The organism is Ramlibacter rhizophilus, from assembly GCF_004681965.1.
Lineage (GTDB): Bacteria > Pseudomonadota > Gammaproteobacteria > Burkholderiales > Burkholderiaceae_C > Ramlibacter > Ramlibacter rhizophilus.
Genome location: NZ_SMLL01000001.1, coordinates 700,378 through 718,131, shown reverse-complemented (window position 1 = coordinate 718,131; position 17,754 = coordinate 700,378). Strand labels below are relative to the sequence as shown.

Annotated in this window: 17 protein-coding genes; 9 read left to right on the top strand and 8 right to left on the bottom strand. The window is 71.0% G+C overall.

Annotated features, from left to right (window positions below; all coding sequences use genetic code 11):
• Positions 1–89 precede the first annotated feature (89 nt).
• Positions 90–488 carry a hypothetical protein gene (locus tag EZ242_RS03445; RefSeq protein WP_135283700.1) on the bottom strand — a complete coding sequence of 133 codons (399 nt, stop codon included), beginning with the start codon at positions 486–488 and terminating at the stop codon, positions 90–92.
• A 302-nt stretch (positions 489–790) separates the two neighbouring features.
• Between EZ242_RS03445 and EZ242_RS03440 the strand changes: the two genes are divergently transcribed.
• The gene (locus EZ242_RS03440; RefSeq protein WP_135283699.1) at positions 791–1,021 is read left to right on the top strand and encodes a hypothetical protein; all 231 of its coding nucleotides are present in this window, start codon (positions 791–793) and stop codon (positions 1,019–1,021) included.
• A gap of 32 nt (positions 1,022–1,053) precedes the next feature.
• Here EZ242_RS03440 and EZ242_RS03435 read toward each other — a convergent pair whose 3' ends face one another.
• From EZ242_RS03435 to EZ242_RS03405, 7 genes are all read right to left on the bottom strand, one after another.
• The gene (locus tag EZ242_RS03435; RefSeq protein ID WP_135283698.1) at positions 1,054–4,113 is read right to left on the bottom strand and encodes an acetoacetate--CoA ligase; all 3,060 of its coding nucleotides are present in this window, start codon (positions 4,111–4,113) and stop codon (positions 1,054–1,056) included.
• 204 nt (positions 4,114–4,317) lie between these two features.
• A complete protein-coding gene (locus EZ242_RS03430; RefSeq protein WP_167784629.1) occupies positions 4,318–5,451 on the bottom strand; it encodes an FAD-dependent oxidoreductase in 1,134 nt (377 codons plus the stop codon).
• Positions 5,448–6,428, bottom strand: coding sequence for a Bug family tripartite tricarboxylate transporter substrate binding protein (locus EZ242_RS03425; RefSeq protein ID WP_167784628.1), 981 nt, complete (start codon positions 6,426–6,428; stop codon positions 5,448–5,450). Before EZ242_RS03425 ends, EZ242_RS03430 begins: the two co-directional genes overlap by 4 nt.
• Before the next feature lie 52 nt (positions 6,429–6,480).
• Complete coding sequence (locus tag EZ242_RS03420) at positions 6,481–8,736, bottom strand: DUF3604 domain-containing protein (protein WP_135283695.1); 2,256 nt, start codon at positions 8,734–8,736, stop codon at positions 6,481–6,483.
• Positions 8,737–8,740: 4 nt separating this feature from the next.
• Entirely contained in the window at positions 8,741–9,526 is a 786-nt protein-coding gene (locus EZ242_RS03415; protein WP_135283694.1) for a GntR family transcriptional regulator, read from the bottom strand.
• A gap of 105 nt (positions 9,527–9,631) precedes the next feature.
• Positions 9,632–9,832: a hypothetical protein gene (locus EZ242_RS03410; RefSeq protein WP_135283693.1), complete on the bottom strand. Its 201-nt coding sequence runs from the start codon at positions 9,830–9,832 to the stop codon at positions 9,632–9,634.
• A gap of 151 nt (positions 9,833–9,983) precedes the next feature.
• Positions 9,984–10,499 carry a MarR family winged helix-turn-helix transcriptional regulator gene (locus EZ242_RS03405; protein ID WP_135283692.1) on the bottom strand — a complete coding sequence of 172 codons (516 nt, stop codon included), beginning with the start codon at positions 10,497–10,499 and terminating at the stop codon, positions 9,984–9,986.
• Between the two features lie 63 nt (positions 10,500–10,562).
• Between EZ242_RS03405 and EZ242_RS03400 the strand changes: the two genes are divergently transcribed.
• From EZ242_RS03400 to EZ242_RS03365, 8 genes are all read left to right on the top strand, one after another.
• Positions 10,563–10,928 (top strand): protocatechuate 3,4-dioxygenase, encoded by a 366-nt coding sequence (locus tag EZ242_RS03400; RefSeq protein WP_135283691.1) that lies wholly within the window; start codon positions 10,563–10,565, stop codon positions 10,926–10,928.
• A complete protein-coding gene (locus EZ242_RS03395) occupies positions 10,928–11,770 on the top strand; it encodes a class III extradiol dioxygenase family protein (RefSeq protein ID WP_135283690.1) in 843 nt (280 codons plus the stop codon). The genes EZ242_RS03400 and EZ242_RS03395 overlap by 1 nt, the downstream gene beginning before the upstream one ends.
• Positions 11,770–12,945 (top strand): 4-hydroxybenzoate 3-monooxygenase, encoded by a 1,176-nt coding sequence (locus tag EZ242_RS03390; RefSeq protein ID WP_135283689.1) that lies wholly within the window; start codon positions 11,770–11,772, stop codon positions 12,943–12,945. The genes EZ242_RS03395 and EZ242_RS03390 overlap by 1 nt, the downstream gene beginning before the upstream one ends.
• A gap of 22 nt (positions 12,946–12,967) precedes the next feature.
• Complete coding sequence (locus tag EZ242_RS03385; protein ID WP_135283688.1) at positions 12,968–13,978, top strand: Bug family tripartite tricarboxylate transporter substrate binding protein; 1,011 nt, start codon at positions 12,968–12,970, stop codon at positions 13,976–13,978.
• A 281-nt stretch (positions 13,979–14,259) separates the two neighbouring features.
• Positions 14,260–15,057 carry a GntR family transcriptional regulator gene (locus EZ242_RS03380; protein ID WP_135283687.1) on the top strand — a complete coding sequence of 266 codons (798 nt, stop codon included), beginning with the start codon at positions 14,260–14,262 and terminating at the stop codon, positions 15,055–15,057.
• Positions 15,054–16,079, top strand: a complete 1,026-nt coding sequence (locus EZ242_RS03375) for a Bug family tripartite tricarboxylate transporter substrate binding protein (RefSeq protein ID WP_240786968.1) — start codon at positions 15,054–15,056, stop codon at positions 16,077–16,079. The genes EZ242_RS03380 and EZ242_RS03375 overlap by 4 nt, the downstream gene beginning before the upstream one ends.
• A gap of 17 nt (positions 16,080–16,096) precedes the next feature.
• Entirely contained in the window at positions 16,097–17,332 is a 1,236-nt protein-coding gene (locus EZ242_RS03370) for an aconitase X (protein WP_135283686.1), read from the top strand.
• The gene (locus EZ242_RS03365) at positions 17,329–17,739 is read left to right on the top strand and encodes an aconitase X swivel domain-containing protein (RefSeq protein WP_135283685.1); all 411 of its coding nucleotides are present in this window, start codon (positions 17,329–17,331) and stop codon (positions 17,737–17,739) included. Before EZ242_RS03370 ends, EZ242_RS03365 begins: the two co-directional genes overlap by 4 nt.
• Positions 17,740–17,754 lie beyond the last annotated feature (15 nt).

Below are 17,754 nucleotides of genomic sequence, written 5' to 3'. Positions count from 1 at the left end.
TCCTCGGCGATACACGCGCGTTACGTGCGGGTTGCACGTGCCGGCCGAGTCGCCTGGCGCGGCGGACTCGGCGCGGCCCGGTGACGGGTTCAACGAAACGCGCTGCTGGCCAGCGCGACGCCGCTGGGGAAACGAGTCGCGTGCGAGGCCAGGTAGGCCGAGCCGCTGTCCTCGGAGGTCATCGCGTCCACCTGCTCGCGCGCGGCGATGTAGTCGCCCCGGACCTGGGCGCGGCTCAGCATGCTCATGAACGGCTGGGCGGTGTGCTGCTGCAGCGCCCACTCGGTGGCCTGCGCGCTGATGGCCTGGCGGTTGTCGCGGACCTCGGCCTGGACTTCGGCGCGGCTGCGCTCGCTCACGATGGGCGCGCTGGGATAGGCGATGGGCCCTTCGGCGCGAGCGCTGCTGGCGACCAGCGTGGCGGCGAGCGTTGCGGCGACGACGGTGGTCGCGTAGGCCACGGAATGGGTGATGGACTGGAAGGTCATGGTGTGCTCCTGAACGGCGAAGGCAATCAAGGGAGGTTGGCAAGGCGTCCTTCGCTCCGTGTACCGCCTTGCCCCTGTGACTGGCCTCCAGTGTTGGCGGCGGCGGTATTGCGCGAATTTCAGGAATCCGCTGTTTTGTATTCGCCTGGTATCGGCCCTGGCGCGTTGCGCGCGCGCCGCAAATAGGCCGAACGGGTCATGTTGCACGGAAGCGCGCCTACAGCCGCAGGGGGTCGTCAAGCGCGAGCATGAGCAGCACGCAAGGCCGGTTGACGACCGGTTCGCGACAAGGAGCAGCCCGCATGGAAGATTTCCGAACAGCCCCGGCGACACGATCCGTCTGGTCCGTCTCGCCCTCGTCCGCCGACGCGCTCACGGTGGACACCGACCGCCACGGCAACGTCGTCATACGCCATCGTGACGCCTTCGACGAGGTCGAAACGATGATGGTGATTCCCGGCGACTACGCGCTGCGCCTGGCGGAGGCCATCGGACTGGCCGCGGCCGGCGGCGCGCACGCGCGAAAGGCGTAGCGCCGCGTGACCTCGATCGCCGCCAGGGTGCCTCAGGCCGCCGGACGGATGCCGCTCGACACCGCGCCCGCCTGCGGCGTGGACCGGGTGTCCGCCGCTTCGCCTCGCGGCGGCGCCAGGGCCTCGTCGATCACGGCCGCGACGCGATCGGCCTGTGCCCGCACCAGCTGCATGTGCTCGCCCGGGATCACCACGACGCGCAGGCCGCCCCGCAGCACGTGGCGCCACACCGGCATGGGATCGAAATAGCCTTCCAGCGGCACGCGCGCGTGGACGAACAGCACCGGACTGCCCTCGTAAGCCTCCGGCCGGTAGGCCGCCAGCGCCGCCGACATGTGGTCGTACACGCGGGCCTGCGCGGGCGGCATGTCGATGCCCTCGCTGGCGCGCCGCGGCGGTCGCCAGCCGGCCCGCTCCTGAACCTGCTCGACGAGGCGCTGCGCCGCCCGGCCCAGTCGCCGCGCGGTTTCGCGCGGGGGCAGCTGCAGCAGCCGGCGCGTCACGTGCACCGCGCGCTGGCGCAGGCGCGCGGCCGGGCCGAGGTCCTGGCGGACGTGCGGGTCCAGCAGGCACACCAGCGACAGCGTCTCGCCGGCGGCGCGCAGCTGGCGCGCGATCTCCAGCGCCACCACGCCGCCGAAGGAGAAGCCGCAGACCGCATACGGTCCCTGGGCCTGGATGCGGCGCATCTGCCGGATGTAGAGCGCCGCCATCTCCCCGACGCGCGACTGGGGCTCCTCCTCGCCGTCGATGCCCCGCGCCTGCAGTCCCCAGACGGGACGCGGCGTCCTCAGGGCGCGCAGCAGCGCCCAGCATTCCATGGCCGTCCCGCTCATGCCGTGCACGAGGAACAGGGGCGCCCCCTGGCCCTCGCGCATGCACACGGCAAGCGACGAAGCCTGGGTGCGCACCTGGGCGCCTTCGGCCAGCAGCGCGATCAATTCGCCGATCGTCGGCGCCTGCACCAGCGCGCCGAGCGTGAGGCTGCTGCCGGTCCATTCCCGCACGCGCGCGAGCACGCGGGCCGCCAGCAGCGAGTTGCCGCCGAGCTCGAAGAAGTGGTCGTCAAGTCCGATCTCCGGCACCCCGAGCAGCTCGGACCAGAGCGCACGCAGCCGCAGCGCGAGGTCGCCGCCGTCCGCGGCGGTGTGCACCAACGCGCGCTCGCAGGCCTCGCGGATCGTCGCCAGGCACTGTGGATTGCGCAGCGCCCCTGCATTGCCCGCCACCTCACCCTGGACCGCTGCCCGCGCCGCGGCCTCCGAGGGCTTGCCGCTGTGGGTCACCGGCAGTTCCGGCACCGCCACGAAGCGGTCTGGCACGTGCGCGGGAGACAGGCGGGTGGCGATTTCCCGGCGCAGCCGTGCGATGCGCGCGGCTTCCAGCGCCTCGCCGGGCGCGAGCACCAGCAGCGCGAGCAGCTGCGTCTCGCCCTCCCCGGCCGCCCGCTCCACCAGCATGGCCTCGCGCACGCCGCCGATGTCCTGCAGCAGGCCGATGACTTCCTGCGGCGCAAACTTGATGCCGCGCACGTTGAGCACACCGTCGCAGCGCCCGTGCATGCGCGCGCCGCCGCTCGGCGTGATCTCGACCAGGTCGCCGTGCGTCCACACGCCGGGGTGGCGCGCGAAGTAGGCCTGGTGGAATCGCGCGCCGTCCACGTCGCCGAAGAAGCCGAGCGGCCGCGAGGGAAAGGGCGTCGCGCAGACCAGCTCGCCCACCCCCTCGGTCGCCCTGCCCGCCTTCCAGGCCTGCACGTCCATGGCCAGGCTGCGACAGGGCGATTCGCCATCGGCCACCGGCAGCTCGGGATGGCCGAGCACGAAGCAGCCGATGATGTCGGTGCCGCCGGAGATGGAGTGCACCGGCACCGGCCCCACGCTGTCGCGCACCCAGCGGAACTGGCTGGCATGGAGCACCGCGCCGGTGGACATGAGCAGGCGCAGCGCCCCCAGCTCGAAGCGGTCCCGGGGCACCAGGCCCGCCTGCTCGGACATGCGCAGGTACGCAGGGCTGGTGCCGAAGACCGTCACGCGTTCCTGCGCGACCAGTTCCCACAGTCGCTCCACGCTGGAGATGGGGCCGTCGTAGGTGACGATCTCCACGCCCGAGGCCAGGGCCGAGAGCTGCCAGTTCCACATCATCCAGCCGCAGCTGGTGTGGAAGTACAGGCGGTCGCCCGGCCGCAGATCGGTGTGCAGCCGGTGCTCCTTCAGGTGCTCCAGCAGGCTGCCGCCGGCGCCGTGCACGATGCACTTGGGCCGGCCGGTGGTGCCCGATGAAAACATGATGAACAGCGGCTGCTCGAAGGGGAAATCCGGCCAGGCCGCCTGCCCGTCCTCCACCGGCTTGGCCAGTGCGTCGGCCAGCAGCAGGTTCTGCCACGCGCCGGTGCAGGCCGCCGGTCCCTCGTCCAGTTGCAGCAGGAACGCCAGGCTGGGAAGGCGCCGCGCCACCGCGTCCACCTTCTCCGCCAGCGGCGGGCCGCTGTCGAAGGGGCGGCTGGCGGTGTGGGCGATGAACAGGCGTGGGGCGAGCGGGCCGAACCGGTCGAGCACCGCGTCCACGCCCATGTCCGGCGACGCGCAGGAGAGCGTGGCGCCCAGCGCGGTGACGGCAAGCGCGGCGATGACGGCGCCCCCGTCGTTGCGCATCAGCGCCACCACCCGGTCGCCCTCGCCCAGGCCACGCGCCGACAGTGCGGCCGCCAGGCGGGCGACCTGCTCGTGCAACTCGCCACGGCTCCAGGACTCCACGCTGCCATCGGCATGGCAGGCCCGCAGTGCCGGCGCCGCGTCGGGCGCGGCGGCGGGGCCGAGCAGCGCCCGCGCGTAGTTGAGCCGCAGCTGCGGGAAAAAGCGCGCCTGCTCGATGTCGTCCCCGACGCACACCGGGTCCAGGGACCCCGCGATGCCCAGCGGCAACGCGTGCTGCTGCGCGAAGTGGCGCCAGAACTCACGCCAGTGGGCGACCGACCAGGCGTGCAGGTCCTCGTGCTGGGCGAAGGGATGGCCTGTCGCGTCGGACAGGACCTGGGTGAAGGCACGCAGTTGCGAAAGCGCAGGCGCCGATGCCGCGGTAGCCGGGTCCATCGTGTGTTCCTCCCCTTGCAGTCGCCGAGGTGGCTCTGCGCCTTCATGTTGCGAGCGGCGAATCGCGCAAGCGCGAGCAATCGCAACGTCCGCAACTTTGCGTGCGGGGTGCTGCAGAGACTTGGCTTTGCTGCCGGGCCCGCGGCTGAACGGTAGGAACGCGCCGCGTAACGCTCGGCTACGAAGAGGCCGCTTCAGGGGAAATCATGAGCTTGACCGGAACCCGGCGACGAAGGACTGGTCGATGCGGTGCTTCCAGTGCCAGGCCCAGCGCCCGGCGCCACCAAGGCGCCCGCGCGACGCGATCGCCCGTCCATCGGCCGTTGACAGCAGGCTCAGGTGCGCGCGCTGGGGAACGTAGCTGCGCCACGCACCCTGCCCGAGCCCCGAGCGCAGGTTCTGCGCGAGCACGGGGCCCATGCGCACCGCGACCACCCCGGATTTGGGCAGCGGCTCGGACCAGCGGGCACAGTCGCCGGCCGCGAACACCCAGGGATGCGAGGCCGAGCGCAGCCGGGCATCGATGCGCACGAAGCCCTCCTCGTCCACGGCCAGCGCACCGCGCCGGGCCGGATCGAGCTGCCACGCGTGCGCCTGCGCGCCGGTGGCCCAGAGCACCAGGCCAGCCGACTGCAGCGTTGCCGCCGAGCCGTCGGTTTGCAGCTTCACGTCCACGTCGGCGCGGGCCAGCGCGCGCTCCAGGGCACGGCGCGCCGCTGCGGACAGGTCCGGCACCAGCCGGTCGCCGCGCGTGAGCAGCAAGCCGCGCACCGGGCGGTCCGGATGGAGCCGGCGCAGGCGCGCCAGCACGGCCAGCAGGCATTCCGCGCCGGCGGCCCCGCCGCCCACGGCCGCGACGAGCGCGGGCGCGCTTGCGGGTTCGCGCGCCCAGCGCGTGGTCAAGGCTTCATAGGCCCTGCGCAGGGCCGGCAAGGGACGCAGGGCGAGGACTTCCGCAGCGTCCAGCCGCGGTGCCCGAAGCGTGGAGCCGACGTTGAGCGACAGCAGGTCGGCGGACAGCCGTTCCCCGGTGTCGAGCGTGAGCACGCGGGCTTCGGTGTCCAGGGCGTGCAGCGAGGCCGGCACGAAGCGCGCGCCGGCCGCCCGGCACAGGGCCGCGAAGTCGATCACGATGTCTTCGTACGCGTAGCGGCCGTCCAGCCAGCCGGGCACCATGCCTGAATACGGTGCGAGCGGCTGCGGCGCGACCACGACGAGCTCGACCTGCGGCAGCGGCGCCCGTGCGAGCGAGCGAAGCACGAGGGCATGCGCGTGCCCGGCACCGGCCAGCACCAGGCGCTTGCGCGCCGCAGACCCTGGTGCGTTCCCGCCGCTCAATCCACCTTCGCTCCGGCCGCCTTGATGATGGAAGGCCACTTCGCGAGGTCGTCGCGGATCAATTGCGTGAACGAGCCCGGCGGGCCCAGGGGGGCGATCTCGAAGCCCTGCGCCGCGAGCTTCTCCTTGACCGCCGGCATCGCCAGGATCTTGCCGATGCGCGCGTGCAGGGAGTCGACCACCGCCAGCGGGGTTCCCGCGGGCGCGACGAAGCCGAACCAGGTGTTGACCTCATAGGCCTTCACGCCGCTCGCGTCCAGGGTGGGCAGGTCCGGCAGCAGCGCGGACTTGCCCAGGCTGGTCACGGCCAGGCCGCGCAGCTTGTTCTCGCGGATCTGCGTGAGCACGGTGGGCGTGTTGAAGAAGCCCATGTCCACCTCGCCGCTCATCACCGCCAGGATGCCCTGCGGTGCGCCCTTGTAGGGCACGTGCGTGAGCTGCGTGCCGGTCATCTGGCCGAAGAGCACGCCCGAGAGGTGGTGGCTGGTGCCGCTGCCGCCCGAGGAGAAGGTCATGCCCGGCTTGGCCTTGGCGGCGGCGATCACGTCGCCCACGGACTTGGCCGGGCTGCCGGGCGGCACGATCATCACGTTGGAGACGCCCCCCACCAGCACGATGGGCGCGAAGTCCTTCAGCGAGTCGTAGCCCGGCTTGGAGTACAGGGCCTGGTTGAAGACCAGCGTGCCCTGGGAGGCGAAGGCGATGGTGTGGCCGTCGGGCGCGCTGCGCGCAAGCTCGGCCATGGCGATGGTGCCGCCGGCGCCCGGCTTGTTGTCCACCACCACCGTCTGCCCGGTGGCCTGGGCCAGCTCGTTGCCGATGGTGCGCGAGAGGATGTCGGCGGTGCTGCCGGCTGCCAGGGGCACGATCAGGCGGATCGGCTTGTTCGGAAAGGCGGGCGCCTGGGCCTGGGCGAGCCAGGGGACGGCGGCGAGCCCCAGCGAAAGGGCGAGGAAGCGCAGGCGACGGATTCTCATGAAAGCTCCTTCAGGACGACGAGGGACAGGGAACTCGGAACCCGGCCGCGCCTCAGCGCAGCAGGTAGATGGGGCTGGACCAGAGGCGGTGGCCGTCCTCCAGCGTGACGCAGACATAGAGCGCGTCCTCCGCGGCGCTGCGCGGGATGCGCCGGCGAATGCTTGCCGTGCGCGTGGTGTTGTCCTCGGGCAGGCGGAACACGCGCATGCGCCGCTGGATGCCGCCGCCGGTCTCCAGCACCAGGTCGTCGGCGCCGATGTGGGCGAGCGGGATCTGCGCCTTCACCAGCGCCGTGTCCAGCACCAGGGTGCCGGCCTGCGCGTCGGCCAGCAGCAGGTCGGCGCCGCCGAAGCCGCCGGTGGTGAGCGCGGCCCACTCGAGCCGCCCGGGCGCGGTCTGGCGCAGCGGCTTGTCGATGTTCCAGAGGTTGATGGGCGTGGCGCGCTCGATGCGGTTGTCCTCCAGCGTGGCGCTGCCGTCCCAGACGCTCTGGCGACCGCGCCCCCGGTACTCCGAGCCTTCCCAGACGATGCGGATGCGCCGCCCGAGCGCGGCCTCGTCGAAAGGTCGCCAGGTCTCCAGCACCTGCATGCGGTTGCGGATCTCGATGCGCTCGATGGGCGCACCCGCCGAGAGGTCCACCTCCAGCGTCACCGCCTCGTCCGCGCAGCGCAGGATGTCGCCCATGCGGGCTTCGCTCACCTGGCCGGCCACTTTCCCGCCCAGGGCCGGGTCGTCGCTGTACAGCGATGCCGGGGTATCGAAGCGCAGCCGCAGGTCCAGGTGCGCGCGGCAGCCGGTGGTGGCGTAGTGGTGGCGGCGGCGCAGCGCCTCGAAGAGCGCGTCGCGGGTGAGCTCGCGCGCCAGCAGGCACGACAGGCCGCCATAGGCGCCGAAGAGCGAAGCGCCCGGGTGGCTCGCGCCGTGGCGGCCCTTGTGGCCGTCGGAGTTGGCCAGGATGCCGACGCGAAAGCCCTGGTCGAAGGCGTCCTCCAGCAACCACTCGAAGGTGCCCCAGTCGGAGTGGATCTCGATCGACCGCTCGATGCGCGCGTCGTGCGCCTGGCGGATGTCGGCGTAGCGGCCGCCGATGTGGGCGAAGACCACGCAGTCCTCACCCTCCAGCGCGCGGAACAGGTCCGCGGCGCTGTTCGCGTCGGTCGCCACATCGGACAGGTCCTCCACCAGCGCGTGGTGCGAGCGGTGGATGGTGCGGCCCTCGTGCTTGAACATCACGTTGCGGTCGCCGCCCAGGCCGGTGTTGCCGGACCATTCGTAGCCCGGGAAGATGATGAAGCTGCCGTCGCGGTTGTACTCGCGCGTGAGGGCGTTCAGCTGCTCCCAGAAGGGGGTGGTGATCTGGAAGTCGTTGCCCTGGTGGCTCATGGCGTCCAGGAAGGCGGTGTCGCGCGCGAACTCGATCAGCTCGCGGGCCGAGTTGGTGCCGATGGTCTCCTCGGACTGGCCGTGCAGGTCGGCCCAGAAAGGCAGCAGCTCCACGTGGGTGGCGATGCGCAGCGGGTTGCTGGTGCACACCAGCTGCCCCTGCGCGTCGCGCACGGTGACCACCAGCTCGCCCGGCTCGGCCACGCGCAGCGAGTCGATGCGGGTGGCCAGCGCGCCTTCCACCACATCGACGTGCGGCGGCAGGTTCTCCACGGGAACGGACGGTTCCAGCGTGAAGCGGCCGCTCACGCGGTGGCTGGGGTTGCCCCAGCGGTCCTCGCCCTTGAAACCGAGCGCGAAGGCCTGGCCCACGCGCCGCTGCGTGGGCAGGATGGCCTTGAACAGGACGGGGGGGCCGGCGACCACGGGCACCGTGGGCTGCTCGGGCAGCTCGACGAAGTTGTAGGTGGCGAATGCATCCACCAGCACGCGGAACTCGAAGGTGGGCTCGCTGAAGGTCTGCACCCGCATGCCGGGCGAGCCGCCGCGCGTGTCGCCCAGGCGCACGGTGATGGTGTCGCCCTCGCGCAGGAAGCCGCGCTGCACGCGGATGGAGATCGTCTTGTCCCAGGGCCGGACATTGCCCTTCTGGTCGTAGCGCAGCTCCAGCACCGCGCCGTTGCTGGCCTCGGCGCTCACGTAGTTCCAGCCCTTCGGGTCGGTGAACTGCGGCTTGCCCATGTCGCTGGCGAAGCGGTGGACGATCTTGAGGCTGCCGGTGTCGTCGATGCCGAAGTAGCCCGCGGTGTAGGTCAGGGTCCAGGAGGCGAAGGCGCCGGCCTCGACCGGCGTGGCGGGCGTGATGCTCGCGTGGCCGGCGCGGTCGGCCAGGTAGGTGGAGTGGAAGGCGTTGTTGCGCATGCGGTCAGGACACCGGAGGTGGCGGATTGAAATCGAGCTTCAGGGCATAGGGCGTGGGCGGCACGCTCACCACCTGGAAGCTGATGGGGATGCGGCCGAGGCTGCGGCCGGTGATGTGCAGCTGCAGCCCGGGGCCGGCGGACTCGGGCCACAGGCCCATGAGCCGCGCGTCCTCTGGCGTGGGCGTGCGCACGAAGGCCAGGCCCTCGGAATGCAGCGTGGGCGCGGAGAACTCCTCGGCCAGCACGAGCTTGAGGTTGGTGTCGGCCAGCCGCTTCTCGGCCATGCGCACCAGCCGGGCGAACCGGCTCGCGGGCAGGTACATGCGGCTGGCGCAATGGAACTTCCCGCCGATGTCCAGGCGCCGGCGGACCAGCACGTAGCCCCTGGGGTCGGGGCCGAGCACCTCGGACCAGGGGCCGTCGGCCGTCTCGATGCGGCGCTCGACGATGGTGGCGAAGACCGGCAGCTCGGGGCCGCCCTCGGGCGCGCAGAAGCGGAAGTGCCAGGAACCGGCGATCGCCTGGCGCGCGCTGCCCACGAAGGTGCCATGGCCGTGGCGGCGCTCCAGGAACCCTTCGTCCATCAGCCGGCCCAGGGCTTTCTGGGTGGTGCCCAGGCTCAGGCCCAGGGCTTCGCTCAGCTGGCGCTCGCCGGTGACCTTGCTGCCGACCGGCAGCTCGCCGGACTCCACCGCGCCGATGATGGCCTGCCGCAGCCGCGCATGCTTGGGCAGCCCGGCGGGCGTGGCCTGGAAGCGGGCGAGGATCGGCGAAGCGGCAACCGGCATCGCGCCAGTCTAGCCACGAGCCATCAGTGAAGCAATAGAGCTATAGAGCTGTTGATCGGCGGGTTGGCCTCCCGCGGGCGGACAGGCCGAAGCGCGGATGGGCGTTCAGGCGCTGGCCTGCACCCAGCAGTGCGTCTTGGGCACGCGCCGGGCGTAGAAGATGCGCGAGATGCGCGGCAGCGCGAGTCCGGCCGAACGCAGCACCACGGTGCCGCAGCTCGTGTAGATGTGCGAGCCGTTCACCGAGGCACAGCGGAACGGGTGCGCCGACTTCAAGGGGGTGTCTTGCTGCTGGACGGAGTTCATGCCTTTGTCTCCCTGCGGATGGGATCGGCGCTGGTCGCGCTCTTTCCCGATGACCGACATGGTGGGCGATCATCCATGTGGCTCTAGTAGGACAGGGCCCCTGCCGGGTGCCAAATTCAGAGCTTGAGCATGTCGGCGCGAGCGCGCCAGCTCACCCCCGCCGCACGCGCCGGGCGCCACCGTGGCGCCGATCAGCTTTCTCCTGCACGGGTTTCAGGGCGGCGATCTGCGTCGCCCGCTGCGTGAGTTTGGCAAGGGCCGCGTCGAAGGCGACCAGCTCCGTGGACGTGAGGGCGGCGAGCACCTCGTTGTTGAAGGCTACCGAGCGGGGGAACAGGTCCTCGAACAGCTCGACGCCCTCGGCGGTGAGCCGCACCGTGGCGCGGCGCTTGTCCTCGGCGTCGGCGTGGCGGGCCAGGAGGCCCTTGGCGACCAGTTCAGTGATGAGGCGCGAGACGCGGGCGCGCTCGAGCTGGGCGCGCGCGGCCAGCTCCGACGGTGACATCTCGCCATGCGCGGCCAGCAGCGCCACCAGGCGCCACTCGCGCCGCGTGATCCCGTAGCGCCCCTCGCACAGTCGCGTGACCATGGCGCCACTCACGTTCAGCAGGCAGCTCAGGCGCAGGTTCAGCAGGTCATCGACGGTGCGCGGGTCCGAGAGACTCATCGATCTCTTTCATGTAAATGGTTGTATAGATGAACAACCGGTGCCGATCCTAAACTGGCCCGCATGACCCCTGACGTTCAACTCAGACCCGGAACGAAGATCGCGGGTTCCGACGTGTTCGACCTGCGCATGTCCGCCGAGGGCTATCGCATCAACAAGATGTGCAACGCCCTGTCCAGCGCGGCAAACCGCGACGCGTACAAGCGCGACGAAGAAGCGTTCATGGCCGCCCACGGCCTGAGCGAGGACGAGAAGGCGCTGGTGCGGGCGCGCGACTTCGCCGGCCTGCTCGCCCACGGCGCCAACATCTACTTCCTGCTCAAGCTCGGCGTCGTGACCGGCAACGGCCTGTACACCATGGGCGCGCAGATGCGTGGGGAAACCTACGAGCAGTTCCTTGCCACGCGCAATGCACCGGGAGCGACCTGATGGGAAAAATCATCGCCGGCATCGGCACCTCGCACGTCCCGTCCATCGGCGGCGCCTACGACCGCAAGAAGACGGAGAACCCGGCCTGGAAGCCGCTGTTCGATGCCTACGTGCCGGTGCGCGAATGGCTGCAGCGCGTCAAGCCCGACGTGGCGCTCATGGTCTACAACGACCACGGCGCCGACTTCTTCTTCGACAAGTACCCCACCTTCGCCGTGGGCTGCGCGGCGCAGTACCCCGTCGCCGACGAGGGCTTCGGCGTGCGGCCGCTGCCGCCCGTCCCCGGCGACCTCGCGTTCTCGCAGCACCTGTGCACCAGCCTCGTCTATGACGAGTTCGACCTCACGATCTGCCAGGAGATGGCCGTGGAGCACGGCTTCCTGGTGCCCATGCACCTGTGCTTCGACCCGGGTCCGGACAGCTGGCCGGTGCCGACCATCCCGATCGAGGTGAACGTGCTGCAGCATCCGCTGCCCACCGCGCGGCGCTGCTATCGCCTGGGCCAGGCCATCCGCCGGGCGGTGGAGAGCTACGAACGCGACATCCGCGTGGCCATCATCGGAACCGGCGGCATGTCGCACCAGCTCACCGGCCCGCAGTTCGGCGCGATGAACGAGGCCGAGGACCTGGACTTCCTGGACCGGCTGGAGAACGATCCCGAGAGCATCACCGAATTCACGCACGAGACGCTGATGCGCAAGTACGGCGTGGAGGGCATCGAGCTGATCATGTGGCTGGTGATGCGCGGGGCGCTGTCGCAAGGTGCGCGCCGCGTGCACCGCAACTACTACGCGCCCATGACCACGGGCATGGGCCTCATCACCTTCGAGGAGGCGGCGTGATGCGAACGCAGGTGGCCATCATCGGCGCCGGGCCGGCCGGGCTGATGCTCTCGCACATGCTGCACCTGGCCGGCATCGAGTCCGTGGTGCTGGAACGCTCGGCGCGCGAGCACGTGCGCAGCCGCCTGCGGGCCGGGGTGCTGGAGCAGGGCGTGGTGGAGATGCTGCGCGAACTGGGCCTGAGTGAGCGGCTGGACCAGCTGGCGCTCAAGCAGCGCGCGCTGGACTTCCGCTTCGGCAACCGCTCGCGCCGCATCGACTTCGAGGCCGAGATCGGGCGCAACGTCTGGGTGTACCCGCAGCACGAGGTGGTCACCGACCTGATGCACGCCCGCGAGCGCGACGGCGGTGCCGTGCTGTACGAGGCGCCCGTCACCCGCATCGAAGGACTGGACAGCGACCGGCCGGTGGTCCACTACGAGCACCGGGGCGAGCCCGCGCGGCTGGAGTGCGACTTCGTCGCCGGCTGCGACGGTTTCCGCGGCGTGAGCCGCGAGGCCATTCCCGCGGACCGCCTGAAGGTCTTCGACCGGGTCTATCCCTTCGGCTGGCTGGGCTTCCTGGCCGAAGCGCCGGCGGCCACCAACGAGATCGTCTGGGGCTGCCACGAGGACGGCTTCGCCATGCAGAGCATCCGCACGCCGACGGTGACGCGGCTGTACCTGCAGTGCGCACCCGACGAAGACCCCGACAACTGGTCGGACGACCGCATCTGGTCCGAGCTGCACAAGCGCCTGGACGTGGACGGCATGCCGCCGGTCAACGAAGGGAAGATCAGCCAGAAGGCCGTCACCGCGATGCGCAGCTTCCTCGTGGAGCCGATGCAGTGGGGGCGCCTGTTCCTCGCCGGTGACGCCGCGCACATCGTGCCGCCCACGGGCGCCAAGGGCCTGAACTCGGCCTTCGCCGACATCAAGGTGCTGGCGCGCGCGCTGGTGGCGCACTACCGCGAAGGCGCCGGCGAGCGCCTGGCGCAGTACTCGGACACCTGCCTGCGTCGCATGTGGCTGGTGCAGCGCTTCTCGGCCGGGCTGTGCACGATGACGCACCAGTTTCCCGAGCACAGCCCGTTCCTGCGCCGCATCCAGCGCGCGGACCTCGCCTACATGACGGACACCCGCCCCGGGCGCCTGCAGTTCTCGGAGAACTTCACCGGCCTGCCGGTGGAGGCTTGAGCAAACCACAAGGAGACAAGCCATGAACTCACCCACCTTCCGCCGGCGCGTGCTCACGCGCGGGCTGCTGGCCGCCTGCGCCGGCCTGATCGCCACCACCGGCGTGCAGGGCGTGGCCTTCGCCCAGGGCCAGGACTGGCCGAGCAAGCCGATCCGCGTGGTCGTCAACTTCCCGCCCGGCAGCTCGCCGGACCTGCTGGCGCGCGCCATTGCCACGCCGCTGCACCAGGCGCTGGGCCAGCCCGTGGTGGTCGAGAACAAGGCCGGCGCGAGCGGCATCATCGGCGCCGACCAGGTCGCCAAGGCCACGGCCGACGGCCACACGCTGCTCATGACGGCCGGAAGCGTGATCACCAACAATCCGCACCTGTTCGAGAAGCTCCCCTACGACACCGCCAAGGACCTGGTGCCCGTGGCCCCGGCCGCGCGCATGACGCTGTTCCTGGTCTCGCGCGGCAACCTGCCGGCGGGGGACGTCAAGGAGTTCCTGCAGTGGGTCAAGGCCAACCCCGGCAAGGTCTCGTACGGCTCGGCCGGCAACGGCACCGGGCTGCACATCGCCGGCGAGATGCTCAAGACGCAGGCCGGCGTGAAGGCGGTGCACGTGCCCTACAAGGGCGCCTCGCCGGCACTGCAGGACCTGCTCGCGGGGCAGATCGACTACTACTTCGACCCCGGCATCGCCCTGCCCCACGTGAAGGCGGGGAAATTGAAGATGCTGGCGACCGCGTCGCCCAAGCGCTCGCCGCACTACCCGGACGTGCCGACCCTGCACGAGGTCGGCCTGAAGGGCTTCGACGCCGGTACCACCCACGGCTTCTACGCGCCGGCCGGCACGCCCGCGCCGGTGGTCGAGCGGCTCAACCGCGAGATCAACCGCATCGTCGCGACCTCGCCGGAGGTGCAGGCGCAGATGGCCAACATGGCCGCCGAGGCGACGCCGATGAGCCCGAAGGAGTTCGACGCGGTGATGCAGGACGACAGCCGCCGCTACGCTGAAATCATCAAGTCGCAGGGCATTCGGGCGCAGTAGGCCTTTCCGCGCCTTCCCCCTCTGGGGGAAGGCTGGGATGGGGGCTTCGCGAGAAGCAGCGCGGTCGGAGCGCGCGGCCCCCACCCCAACCCTCCCCCAGGGGGGGAGGGGGTTTGGCTCCTTCCCCCTCTGGGGGAAGGCTGGGGTGGGGGCTCCCCGAAGCAGCGCAGGTCGGCGCACCGCAGCTCAGGGTTTTCCATAGCCCCCCATCCGACGCATTGCACCCGCACCTCCATCCGCGCCAGAATGGGACGTTCTAATACAACTTAGTCGCCCCCGGTATGCCCCGCCGCCCTCCCCCCCTGGACCGCCACAGCGAAGTGCCGCTGTACAGGCAGCTCGCCGCGCAGCTGCTCGCGCGCATCACCGCGGGTGAGCTGCGCCCCGGCGACCGCCTGCCGAGCGAGCCCGAGCTGATGGCCGAGCACGGCGTGAGCCGGGTGACGGTGCGGCAGGCCATCGCCCTGCTCGCGCGCAGCGGCAAGACCAGCGCGCACCGTGGCAAGGGCACCTTCGTCGCCGGCCGCGTGGTGCAGCACGACCTGGATGCGCTGCAGGGCTTCTACCAGTCGCTGCGCAGCCAGGGCATCGAGCCCGAGACGCGGCTGGTGGACTGGGCTGTGGACGGTGGCGCGCTGGATGGCGTGCCGCCGCACGGGCTGGACCTGCCGGTGCGGCTGCGACGCGTGTACGCCATGGAAGGAAAGCCGTTCGCAGTGGTCAGCGCCTACCTGCCGGCCGAGGCGGCGCCACTCGGCCGCCCGCGCGCCGAGCACCTGACGGTGTACGAGATCCTCGCGCAGTACCTGGGCCTGGCGGTCGAGCGGGCCGAGGTGACCATCCGTTGCGGCCGCCCGCCGCGCGAGATCGGTGCCCTGCTCGGCCCGCCCCGGCCCGGCATGGTGCTGCTCATGGAGCGCCAGTCCTTCGCCGGCCCCCGCGTGTGCGAGTTCATGCAGATCCACATCCTTCCCGAGCGCTACGAATTCCGCCTGCGCGTCGCCGGCGAGATCGAGCTGGCGCGCGGCATCCATCACGTGCCTTCTTCCCGTCGATCCACCCTGAGGAGCGAGACATGAGCGACAGGCGTTCTTCCGAATTGATGCAGGCCTTGCGGCTGCAGCGCAGGCGGCTGCTTCAGGCCGCACTCGCAGGAGCAGCCCTGCCGCTGCACGCCTGGGCGCCCGCCGGGGCACAGGAGGCGTTCCCGAGCAAGCCGCTGCGGCTGGTGGTGCCCTTCCCCGCCGGCGGCCCGACCGACATCGTGGCCCGCCCGCTGGCGCAACTGCTGTCCGAAGCATTGGGCCAGCAGGTGCTGGTGGAGAACAAGGGCGGCGCGGGCGGCTCCATCGCGGCGGACATGGTCGCCAAGTCCGCGCCCGACGGCTACACCATGCTCATGGGCACGGTGGGCACGCAGGCGATCAACGCCAGCCTGTACAAGAAGCTGCCCTACGACCCCCTGAAGGACTTCACCCCGCTGGGCCTGGCGGCGAGCGCGCCGGTGGCGCTGGTGGTGAATGCCTCCACGCCCTACAAGAGCCTGCAGGAGCTGGTGGCCGCCGCACGGCGCGATCCGGGCGGCATCGCCTACGGCTCGGCCGGCAACGGCACGCCCGGGCACCTGACCGGCGAGCTGTTCGCCAGCAGCGCGGGCGTCAAGCTCAAGCACGTGCCGTACAAGGGCAGCGCGCCGGCCGTGACCGATCTGGTGGGCGGGCAGATCCCCGTCATGTTCGATCCCGTGCAGTCGGTGCAGAGCCACATCAAGAGCGGCCGCCTGCGCGCGCTGGCGGTGAGCAGCAAGACGCGCTCGCCCGTGCTGCCCGAGGTGCCCACCATGGCCGAGGCCGGCCTGAAGGACTTCGACGCCGAAGCCTGGTGGGGCGTGTTCGCCCCCGCGAAGCTGCCGGCGCGCGAGGCGGCCTTGCTGCGAAAGGAGATCGAGAAGGTCGTGCGCTCCGAGGCCTTCCGCGACAAGCTGGGCAACCTGGGCGTGACGCCTTCGGCCCCGCTGCCCGTGGGCTTCGAGGAGTTCAACCGGGCCGAGCTGGCCAAGTGGGGCAAGGCCGTGCGCGACTCCGGCGCGGCGCTGGACTGACGGACGCAAGGAGTCTCATGAATCTGAACGACGAAGAGCGGGCCATCCTCGCCGGCGAGGCCGGGCCCATCGCCAAGCTGTGCCTGGAGCACCAGATCGCCGTGGGGGATTTCTTCGGCGCGGAGGACTTCGTGCCGGTGACGCAGGCGCACATCATGGCCGACACCGAAAGCCTGGGACAGGCCGGCGTGATGTGGCTGGAGAAGCTCGCGAAGACCGAAGGTGGGCAGCGCCGCGTGCGCATCCCCACCATCACCGACCCGCGCGGGACCGACTTCGCCAAGGCGGGCCAGCTGCGGCAGACCGAATGGATGGTGGCGCTGGAGCGACGCGCCGTCGATGCCTTCACCGCCCTGGGCGTGTCCATGACGGACACCTGCATCAACTACCAGACCATCCAGGCGCCCACCCGCGGCGAGCACGTGGCCTTCGGCGACACCGGCGTGGTGATCTACAGCAACGCCATCTGCGGCGCGCGCTCCAATTTCGAGGGCGGCCCTTCGGCGCTGGCCGCCGGCATGACCGGGCGGACGCCGCGCTACGGCTTCCACCTGGATGCGCAGCGCCAGGCGACGCTGCGCATCCGCACCGACTTCACGCCCCGCACCCTCAACGACTGGGGCGCGCTGGGCGGCGTGGTCGGGCGGCTGGCCGGCAACTACTGGTCCGTCCCGGTGGTCGAAGGCCTGGAAGGCGCGCCGGGTTCGGACGCCATGAAGCACTTCGGCGCGGCCATGGCGAGCTTCGGCTCCATCGCGCTGTTCCACCTGGTGGGCATCACGCCCGAGGCGCAGCGCCTGCAGGACGTGGGGGGCGACAAGCTCCCCGTGGCGCATCGCGTCGGCCAGGCCGAGGTGCAGGCCCTGCAGCAGGCCTACGCGGTGGACAAGGACATCGACGTGGTGGTCTTCTCCGCGCCGCAGCTGAGCCTGTACGAGCTGCGCGACCTGGCCGCCTTGTGCGAAGGCCAGCGCTTCGTGCGGCCCCTGCTGGCCGTGACCAGCCCGCAGGTCAAGCCCGACGCCGACCGGCTCGGCTTCACGCAGCGCATCGAGGCGGCCGGCGGCTCGGTGCTCTCGGGCATGTGCTTCTACCAGTCCTATGCACGGGAGATCGCCGAGGCCAACGGCTGGAAGCGCCTGGCGACCAACAGCGCCAAGCTGGTGAACATCCTGGGGGGCTACGGCTACGTGCCGATGCTCGCCTCCATGGAGCGCTGCGTCGAGGCGGCGCGCACGGGGAGAATCGAATGAACGACAGCCGCAGCTTCATCGCCCGCCACGCCATCGGCAAGCCCGTGCGCGGCCAGGCCCTGGTGGCCAGCGACGGCTTCTCGGCGCGCTACGACCTGGACCGGCTCGCGGGTGTCTTCTCGCGGCCGGCGCACAAGCTGGCCGGACAGTCCTACGTGGGGCGCATCCTCGTGCTGGACACGGCCAAGGGCGGCGTCGCCAGCGCGTGGATGCTCCACGAGATGGCGTCGCGCAGCAAGGTGCCGCTGGCCATCGTGTTCAACACGGTCAACCCCATCCTCGTGCAGGGCGCGGCCTTCGGCGGCATCACCATGCTGGCGGGCTTCGACACCGACATCACGCAAGCGATTCCGCATGCGGCCGAGGTGGAGATCGATCCCGTCGCGCGGCGGATCACGCTGCTGTAGCCGCCGCCCGGGCCC